Raw genomic sequence first — 8,492 nt, 5'->3', positions numbered from 1 at the left:
ATGCACGAACGATTTACAAGAAAGCCTATTAGATAGGCGATATTTGCCTATTTCATAAAATCTGTGAATAATTCAGGGGAAAGCTAGCTTAAAGATGAATATCTTTTAAGTTAGCTTTTTTCAGTTATCTGAAAATTACCATCTAGAGGCTATTAGTGGTAAGATAGATATAGAACAATTGTACGGAATCTGTTTCAGTGTCATCAAAAATTCTTCTGATTAGCGGATTTTTTTGATACAATGGGGTACAGTCGCAGAAGAGGTGAATATGTTGATTGAATTTATTAAAGGGTATGTTGATCATATAACCCCTGAGTATATTGTCATTGATCATCATGGTTTAGGATATCAAATCCATACTCCAAATCCGTTTAGTTATCGAAAAAGCAGACAAGAAGAAATAATTATTTATACATATCAGCATGTACGTGAAGATGTATTGGCTTTATATGGTTTTCAAACAAGAGAAGAAAAAGCTCTGTTTATGAAGCTGCTTAATGTAACAGGAATAGGTCCAAAGGGTGCATTGGCAATCCTTGCCTCTGGTAATCCTTCCCAGGTTATTGAAGCAATAGAAAATGAAAATGATACATTTCTAGTAAAGTTCCCTGGTGTAGGGAAGAAAACTGCTCGGCAAATTATTTTAGATTTAAAAGGAAAGCTGGGAGATGTTGCTGCACTATATGCACCAGATTTATTTACACATGAAGTAATGGAAGTAAAACATGCAGCCAACCATGCAATAAATGAAGCGATTGAAGCATTAAAGGTTTTAGGCTATGCTGAACGTGAAATTAAAAAAGTTGTTCCGTCCTTACAGGAAGAGAATTTGACAACAGATCAATATGTAAAAAAAGCATTGCAAAAGCTATTGAAGTAAGGTGATAAACATGGAAGAACGCCTAGTTTCCAGTGAAGCAGATTCTGGAGAAACTTTTATAGAACAAAGCTTAAGGCCGCAGAATTTAGCGCAATACATTGGACAAGACAAGGTAAAAGAAAACTTAAAGGTGTTTATTGAAGCAGCTAAAATGCGCGGTGAAACATTGGATCATGTTCTTTTATATGGTCCCCCTGGATTGGGAAAAACCACATTAGCAACGATAATTGCCAATGAAATGGGAGTTAATATTCGAACAACATCAGGGCCGGCAATTGAAAGACCTGGTGATTTAGCCGCAGTTCTAACAGCGCTAGAGCCAGGAGATGTATTGTTTATTGATGAAATTCATCGTTTACATCGTTCGATCGAAGAAGTGCTGTATCCAGCAATGGAGGATTTTTGTCTTGATATTGTCATTGGGAAAGGTTCATCAGCTAGGTCTGTTCGTTTAGATCTTCCGCCTTTCACACTTATCGGGGCAACGACAAGGGTGGGCTTATTAACCGCTCCGCTTAGAGACCGCTTTGGCGTATTAAGCAGATTGGAATATTATAATGAAAAACAACTTGCACATATTATTGAACGGACAGCAGATATCTTAGGAATTGGTATTGAATATGATGGTGCGATAGAAATGGCAAGAAGATCTCGGGGCACCCCGCGGATCGCGAATCGTTTGTTAAGGAGAGTAAGGGATTTTGCTCAAGTAATAGGTAACGAGACGATCACAAACGAATTAGCAGTAGGGGCTTTGGAAAAGCTTCAAGTAGATAAATTGGGATTGGATCATATCGATCATAAGCTGCTTTTAGGGATCATTGAAAAATTCAGAGGCGGTCCGGTTGGAATTGATACAATTTCGGCAACAATAGGAGAAGAGTCACATACAATTGAAGATGTTTATGAGCCATATTTGCTGCAAATCGGATTTCTCCAACGAACTCCGCGAGGAAGAATTGTAACAGATCTGGTCTACCGTCATTTTCAAATGGAGGTTCCGAAAAATGACTGATTTTCCTAAATTAATGATGATAATTGGTGGTATTCTATTAGTTGTAGGTTTTTTTATGCAATTTATTGGAAAGCTTCCAGGAGATATCGTGTTTAAGAAGGGGAATACAACCTTCTTTTTCCCGATTGTTACATGTATTGTCATTAGTATTGTTTTATCATTGATATTTTCGTTTTTAGGTCGATTCAAATAATGTAAGTGATTATAGAAATTAGGTGAATGTGTTGAAAGTAGATTTATTTGATTTTTATCTGCCAGAAGAGTTGATTGCACAAGTTCCTTTAAAGGAAAGGGATGCATCAAGGTTAATGGTTCTGCAAAAGGAAACAGGTGAAATTGAGCATCAAACGTTTAAGTCCATCATTGATTATTTTCATCCTGGTGATTGCTTAGTATTGAATAATACAAGAGTCATGCCGGCAAGACTTTTTGGTGTCAAAGAGGATACGGGCGCAAGCATTGAAATCTTATTGTTAAAGCAGCAAGAGGACGATGTTTGGGAAACGCTGGTTAAGCCGGCGAAAAGGGTAAAGGAAGGCACGGTGATCACATTTGGTTCAGGTAACTTAAAAGCTACTTGTGTGGGAACAAGTGACCAAGGCGGCCGCTTGCTGCAATTCGACTATGAGGGGATCTTTTATGAGATTCTTGATTCTTTAGGGGAGATGCCGCTGCCTCCATACATAAAAGAACAATTAGATGATCGTGAAAGATACCAAACGGTGTTTTCTCGTGAAATTGGATCTGCTGCAGCCCCAACTGCAGGTCTGCACTTTACGGAAGAAATTCTTGAGCAGCTTAAGGATAAAGGCGTTCATATTGCATTTATTACACTTCATGTCGGCTTAGGTACGTTCCGTCCGGTAAGTGCGGACTCAGTTGAAGAGCATGAAATGCATGCCGAGTTCTATCAAGTAACAGACGGCACTGCAACTCTGTTAAATGAGGTCCGATCTAATGGCGGCAGAATCATTTCTGTTGGGACAACATCGACAAGAACACTTGAGACAATTGCGTCCAAGCATGATGGAAAGTTTGCTCCAGAAAGTGGCTGGACAAATATTTTTATTTATCCAGGCTATGAATTTAAAGGTATTGATGGAATGATCACAAATTTCCACCTTCCTAAATCTTCTTTAATTATGCTTGTCAGTGCTTTAGCATCAAGAGAATATGTCATGAATGCTTATGAAACAGCAGTAAAAGAAAAATATCGCTTCTTTAGCTTTGGCGATGCAATGCTTATTATTTAACGTTGGCTGAAATTTAGCTTTAGTATCGTTACTAGGAAGATTTCATAAGAAAAGAGTGTATATTGCATAATTGTACTTAGTTTTAGTGTTAGCTCCAGCGTCTAGCCACTCTTGAATTGAAGGCAAAGAACTCATTCAATTCATGACCGTATTATGCTTTTTAAGGGCTAATTAAGGCGCTAGTGCTTTTCGAATAAGGAGGAAATGTGGTGTCAAATTCACCGATTCGTTACGAATTAATTAAAACATGTAAACAGACAGGAGCAAGGCTTGGGATGGTGCATACACCACATGGAAGCTTTGAAACACCTGTGTTTATGCCAGTCGGCACACTAGCAACTGTAAAAACAATGTCTCCTGAAGAGTTAAAGCAAATGGGGGCGGGAATTATTTTAAGCAACACCTATCATTTATGGCTGCGTCCCGGTAATGAGATTGTAAAGGAAGCCGGGGGGCTGCATAAGTTTATGAACTGGGATCGGGCTATTTTAACTGACTCAGGCGGATTCCAAGTTTTTAGTTTAAGTGACTTTCGTAGAATAGAAGAAGAGGGAGTCCATTTCCGCAATCATTTAAATGGGGATAAGTTGTTTCTTTCTCCAGAAAAAGCCATGCAGATACAGAATGATCTAGGCTCTGACATTATGATGGCTTTTGATGAATGTCCGCCATATCCTGCTGAATATGACTATATGAAAAAGTCTGTGGAAAGAACAAGCCGATGGGCTGAACGTTGTTTAAAAGCTCATAGTAGACCAGAAGAACAAGGATTATTTGGTATTATCCAAGGTGGAGAATATGAGGAATTACGCAAGCAAAGTGCTAATGATTTGGTTTCACTGGATTTTCCAGGATATGCTGTTGGCGGTTTATCTGTTGGAGAACCGAAGGATGTCATGAACCGTGTGCTTGAGTTTACCACACCGCTTATGCCGGCAAACAAGCCGCGTTATTTAATGGGAGTAGGTTCACCAGACTCGCTCATTGATGGAGCAATTCGAGGCATTGATATGTTTGACTGTGTGCTCCCGACCCGAATTGCCCGTAATGGAACATTAATGACGGGCGAAGGGCGATTGGTAGTGAAAAATGCCAAATTTGCTAGAGATTTCAGACCACTTGATGAACATTGTGATTGTTATACATGTCAAAATTATTCACGTGCCTACATACGTCATTTAATCAAGAGTGAAGAAACGCTAGGATTAAGATTAACATCTTATCATAATCTGTATTTTCTGGTAAACTTAATGGAGAAAGTAAGGCAAGCAATCCGTGAAGATCGTTTAGGCGATTTCCACGATGAATTTTTTGAACAATACGGTTTTAATAAACCGAATGCGAAAAACTTTTAAGCTAACTTGAAAGGGGTGATATATAATGGAAATGCTAGGAACGATTTTACCATTGGTTCTAATGTTTGCGATTTTTTATTTCTTGCTTATCCGACCGCAGCAAAAACAGCAAAAAGCGGTTCGTGAAATGCAAAGCAGTCTGCAAAAAGGTGATAAAATCATTACAATTGGCGGACTTCACGGGATCTTAGATTCAATTGACGAAGATAAGATTGTTTTAAAAGTTGGTGATGGGACTCGTATGACCTTCGATCGTCGCTCAGTACGTGAAGTTGTAAAAGGTTAATAGGTACATAATCAAAAAAGGCTGTTCAAAAAGGGTATTTACCCTGGTTTTAGGACAGCCTTTTTCATTTCTAATAATAAAAAAGGGTGTTCAAATAAGAAACACTAAAAGCTTATTATTTCGCTCTCGAGGAAGTCATATTAACGCCAAACACCCCACCGATCATTGCAGCTAGTAAGAAACCGCCATGGTACATGAAGTCTTCCATATTGAAAATTTGGCCGTATCCCAAAAATTTAAAAAGAAAAATAATAAGGGAGTATAATAGGGCTGTTATGCCGCCAACCAGCCAGCCTTTCTCCTTTCCATTTCCCCCAGCTACAAAGCCGCCAATAAACAATGCTAAAACGGAAAGACCTACTAGCAGCCAGGTGATAGAAGATTCCTTAAGGCTTGTAAATTTTAATAACAAAGAAAAAACTAAGCTCGTTGCTAATGCCATGATAAAAATGGTGACAAGGCCATAAAGGACTGCTTTTCCCCATTTTTTTGTTTCCAATATAAATTCCCCCTTTCCTCCTATAAACAAGTTCAAGCTTGTTTCTGCTCGTCTTATTACAGAATATTCACTAGAGAAAAAAATAGAATATAAATATTTTATTGGCTTTTTATCATATATGAAGTTTGTTTATTTTTTTCAAAATAACTGTTTTTTCCTACATAAATCTAATGCTGACGTCCAAACTAGTAGAAAGCAATGCAGGTAAAAGGAGGCCATCAAATGGAAGTATATGTAACCATTGTGGCACGAACCATTCTTCTTTACTTTTTGATGGTGTTCATTTTTCGTGTAATGGGTAAGCGAGAAATTGGAGAATTAAGCATCTTTGATTTAGTTGTCTTCCTTATGATAGCGGAAATGGCAGTGACAGCGATTGAAAATCATCAAGATTCATTAATACATACAATTATGCCTATGCTACTTTTAATGATAATTCAAATTTTCTTGGCCTTTCTTTCACTAAAAAGCAGGAAAATTCGCCATCTTCTGGATGGAAAACCGACTATAATCATTGATCGCGGCAAGGTCGATGAACAAGCAATGAGATCTCAACGGTATAACTTTGATGATTTAATGACACATCTTCGTCAAAAAGACATTAATAATTTGGCAGATGTGGAATTTGCCATTTTAGAATCCTCTGGAAAACTGTCAGTGATAGAAAAAGAAAGCAATAAAAAAGAACAACCAGGGCTGCAAGTCCCCCTTATCATTGATGGCCGAATTCAAGAAGAGAATTTAGCAGCCATTAACAAAAATAATTTATGGCTTAGACAACAGCTTCGTCAATTAGGATATGATGACATAAAGAAAATTTCTTTTTGCTCTTTTGGAAAAGGAATCTTTTTTATTGATTTGAAGGATGAACAAAGATAAATATGTTGGAAGAAGGAAGAGATGTGGCGCTATGAACTGAATCTCCTCTTTTTTCTTTCACTGAGGAAGATAATTGGACGTAGTGGCCAACTTTAAATGTAAAGTGAGGGTAGGCCTTTGTCTTCACCTTTTTAGGCTCGCTAGTCAGCTAGTTTCTTTATCAACTAAAAAAGGACTGCACTTTGATACAGTCCCTTCACACTTAATAAGTCGCATATGTTATTTCATTGGAATGGTAAGTAAAATCCCATTGATAGATGTCTCACTTTATTGGAATAATGTTCGACAAATACCCTCCGATATAAGGGATTCGATTCAGTTCCTCTTTTTTAACGAGATTAAACATCAAGAGTAAGAAACAGTAAATCATGCTGGTTAGACCTATTGCAGTAATTAAGCGTATGACCATAGCGCTGTCAGCGACTAGATTTTCATAGAAGAAATAACCGACAATTCCCGAAATGACCATCGTTAACCCACTCTTTACATAATCTCTAATATAAATTGTAAATGGGACGACCTTTAATACGGTAGCAAAATGTAATAAAGTGACGAGCACCATCCCAATTACAATCGCCAAAGCAACTCCCATAATTCCAAGGGATGGTCTAGTTGCTAATAGAAAAATTAATGCTGTTTTAATTGCAGCACCTATTAAACTATTTATCATAGCGGCTTTGGCTAAATCCAATGCTTGCAACACAGCCTGCAGCGGACCTTGGAAATATTGGAAAATGAAAAACGGTGCCATCACTTGTACAAAGATGGCCGATCGACTATTGCCGTACATGACAACCATTAATGGTTCAGCAAAAACATATAAAACCACACTAGCCAATCCACCGCTTACAATTGATAACCGGATTGCCTGCTGAAGCCGGTGTTCAACAAGCTTTGGTTTATTTTGTGCCATTGCTTCGCTTATAGCAGGAACTAATGAGGTGGACAGGGAATATGTGATAAAAGAAGGCAGTGTCAACAATGGGAGGGCATACCCTGTCAGACCCCCATATTGTTTTGTTGCGACTACTGTAGCAACACCTGCAATGGCTAAGCTATTTGCAACAACAATTGGTTCAAAAAACCATGAAACATTACCAATTAATCTGCTTCCTGTAGTAGGTAAAGCAATTCCCATTAATTGTTGGAAGGTTTCCTTCCCATTTTGAACAGATTTGAAAAAATTTCGGCGTATTTTCATTTTCTTTTTTACCTTGAACATTGCTGCTAAATAGATTAAAGAAACAAGTTCTCCAATTACAGCGGAGATCATGGCTCCAGCAGCTGCATATTCAATCCCATATGGTAAAAATGCACTTGTGAACAGAGCGACTAAGGAGATTCTTACAACTTGCTCTAATACTTGAGAGGCTGCAGCTGGACGCATGTTTTGTTTGCCTTGAAAATAGCCCCGAATGACCGATGAGATTGCCACAATCGGTACAACAGGAGCAATGGCAAAAAGCGGCCATTTTGTGCGGTCATCGGTTAGTAATTCTTCAGCTAAAAAGGGCGCAAGGAAAACCATTGCCGGGGTAAAGAGAATACTTAACGTCCCTGTAATTGCCAAGGACACAACGAGAATTTTCTTAATTCTTTTTTGATCGCCCTGGGCCTCAGCTTCAGCAACAAGCTTTGAAATGGCAACAGGTAAGCCAAGTTGTGTAATTGTAATGACTAGAACAAGTGTCGGAACAGCCATCATATACAAGCCGACTCCTTCTTCACCGATAAAACGTGCTACGACAATTCGATTAATAAATCCTAGAACTCGTGTAATGAACCCTGCTAAAATTAAAATTAGCGTTCCGCGAAGAAACGTTTGCTTTGACATGTCTCTCCCTGCCTTCTCAAATAACGTGATATCATATACAATTACTATATGCTCAGCATTGGGCCAAGCATGACAAGTTCTCGTTAGATTGTTCCTAATTATGATGATTTACAATTTTTAACAAATTATAAATAAGGAAAACTTTTAAAAGATAAGGGAGAGGATTAAATGGACAAGCAGCCTATCGATCAGTTAAGAGACCATGTTAAACCTGCGATTGTAAGCAAGCTCGAAGAATTTACTCTACTAGGCTATGAAGATGTTTCAGAAGAAAAGCTTTGGGCATTCTTAAAAAATAAAAAATGGAAAAAATCCCCTGAGCTTTCAGTGCACGAGATTGTCAGAGATGTATTAGCATTAAAAATTGGAGATTTCATGAATTATGCAACAATAGAATCGTATAAATCAGGGAGCTGGTTTGAAAGTGAAGAAGGCAAAGATCTATTAAAAAATCTTATTTAGTATAATTTCCATACATAATTTTTATTAGA

Annotated in this window: 10 protein-coding genes; 8 read left to right on the top strand and 2 right to left on the bottom strand. The window is 37.9% G+C overall.

The features are described 5' to 3' along the window. The first annotated feature begins 271 nt into the window (after positions 1-271). From ruvA to yajC, 6 genes are all read left to right on the top strand, one after another. Entirely contained in the window at positions 272-880 is a 609-nt protein-coding gene (gene ruvA, locus Q1B07_RS06475) for a Holliday junction branch migration protein RuvA (protein WP_299087593.1), read from the top strand. 10 nt (positions 881-890) lie between these two features. Then, positions 891-1,895 (top strand): Holliday junction branch migration DNA helicase RuvB, encoded by a 1,005-nt coding sequence (ruvB, locus tag Q1B07_RS06470; RefSeq protein WP_299087595.1) that lies wholly within the window; start codon positions 891-893, stop codon positions 1,893-1,895. Then, entirely contained in the window at positions 1,888-2,088 is a 201-nt protein-coding gene (locus Q1B07_RS06465) for a DUF2905 domain-containing protein (protein WP_299087597.1), read from the top strand. Before ruvB ends, Q1B07_RS06465 begins: the two co-directional genes overlap by 8 nt. 31 nt (positions 2,089-2,119) lie before the next feature. Beyond that, positions 2,120-3,148, top strand: coding sequence for a tRNA preQ1(34) S-adenosylmethionine ribosyltransferase-isomerase QueA (gene queA / locus Q1B07_RS06460; RefSeq protein ID WP_299087599.1), 1,029 nt, complete (start codon positions 2,120-2,122; stop codon positions 3,146-3,148). Positions 3,149-3,357: 209 nt separating this feature from the next. Then, a complete protein-coding gene (gene tgt / locus Q1B07_RS06455) occupies positions 3,358-4,503 on the top strand; it encodes a tRNA guanosine(34) transglycosylase Tgt (RefSeq protein WP_299832231.1) in 1,146 nt (381 codons plus the stop codon). A 25-nt stretch (positions 4,504-4,528) separates the two neighbouring features. Beyond that, positions 4,529-4,789, top strand: coding sequence for a preprotein translocase subunit YajC (gene yajC / locus Q1B07_RS06450; RefSeq protein WP_299087603.1), 261 nt, complete (start codon positions 4,529-4,531; stop codon positions 4,787-4,789). A 115-nt stretch (positions 4,790-4,904) separates the two neighbouring features. On the opposite strand, the gene Q1B07_RS06445 is transcribed toward yajC, so the two are convergent. After that, the gene (locus Q1B07_RS06445) at positions 4,905-5,291 is read right to left on the bottom strand and encodes a TIGR04086 family membrane protein (RefSeq protein WP_299088072.1); all 387 of its coding nucleotides are present in this window, start codon (positions 5,289-5,291) and stop codon (positions 4,905-4,907) included. A 219-nt stretch (positions 5,292-5,510) separates the two neighbouring features. Here Q1B07_RS06445 and Q1B07_RS06440 point away from each other — a divergent pair, with 219 nt between their 5' ends. Next, the gene (locus tag Q1B07_RS06440) at positions 5,511-6,167 is read left to right on the top strand and encodes a DUF421 domain-containing protein (protein ID WP_299087605.1); all 657 of its coding nucleotides are present in this window, start codon (positions 5,511-5,513) and stop codon (positions 6,165-6,167) included. Between the two features lie 262 nt (positions 6,168-6,429). On the opposite strand, the gene spoVB is transcribed toward Q1B07_RS06440, so the two are convergent. Beyond that, a complete protein-coding gene (gene spoVB, locus Q1B07_RS06435; protein ID WP_299087607.1) occupies positions 6,430-8,001 on the bottom strand; it encodes a stage V sporulation protein B in 1,572 nt (523 codons plus the stop codon). 168 nt (positions 8,002-8,169) lie between these two features. Between spoVB and Q1B07_RS06430 the strand changes: the two genes are divergently transcribed. Beyond that, entirely contained in the window at positions 8,170-8,463 is a 294-nt protein-coding gene (locus Q1B07_RS06430; protein WP_299087609.1) for a post-transcriptional regulator, read from the top strand. Positions 8,464-8,492: the final 29 nt, after the last annotated feature.

This window comes from uncultured Metabacillus sp. (assembly GCF_947503125.1).
Taxonomy (GTDB): domain Bacteria; phylum Bacillota; class Bacilli; order Bacillales; family Bacillaceae; genus Metabacillus.
The sequence above is the reverse complement of the archived record's forward strand: the minus strand, read 5'-3'. Positions and strand labels throughout refer to the sequence as shown.

Excerpts from the sequence above, each read along its gene's own strand:
- ruvB (WP_299087595.1), top strand. The coding sequence starts at position 891 with ATGGAAGAACGCCTAGTTTCCAGTGAAGCAGATTCTGGAGAAACTTTT.
- Q1B07_RS06465 (WP_299087597.1), top strand. The coding sequence starts at position 1,888 with ATGACTGATTTTCCTAAATTAATGATGATAATTGGTGGTATTCTATTA.
- yajC (WP_299087603.1), top strand. The coding sequence starts at position 4,529 with ATGGAAATGCTAGGAACGATTTTACCATTGGTTCTAATGTTTGCGATT.
- Q1B07_RS06440 (WP_299087605.1), top strand. The coding sequence starts at position 5,511 with ATGGAAGTATATGTAACCATTGTGGCACGAACCATTCTTCTTTACTTT.
- spoVB (WP_299087607.1), bottom strand. The coding sequence starts at position 8,001 with ATGTCAAAGCAAACGTTTCTTCGCGGAACGCTAATTTTAATTTTAGCA.
- Q1B07_RS06430 (WP_299087609.1), top strand. The coding sequence starts at position 8,170 with ATGGACAAGCAGCCTATCGATCAGTTAAGAGACCATGTTAAACCTGCG.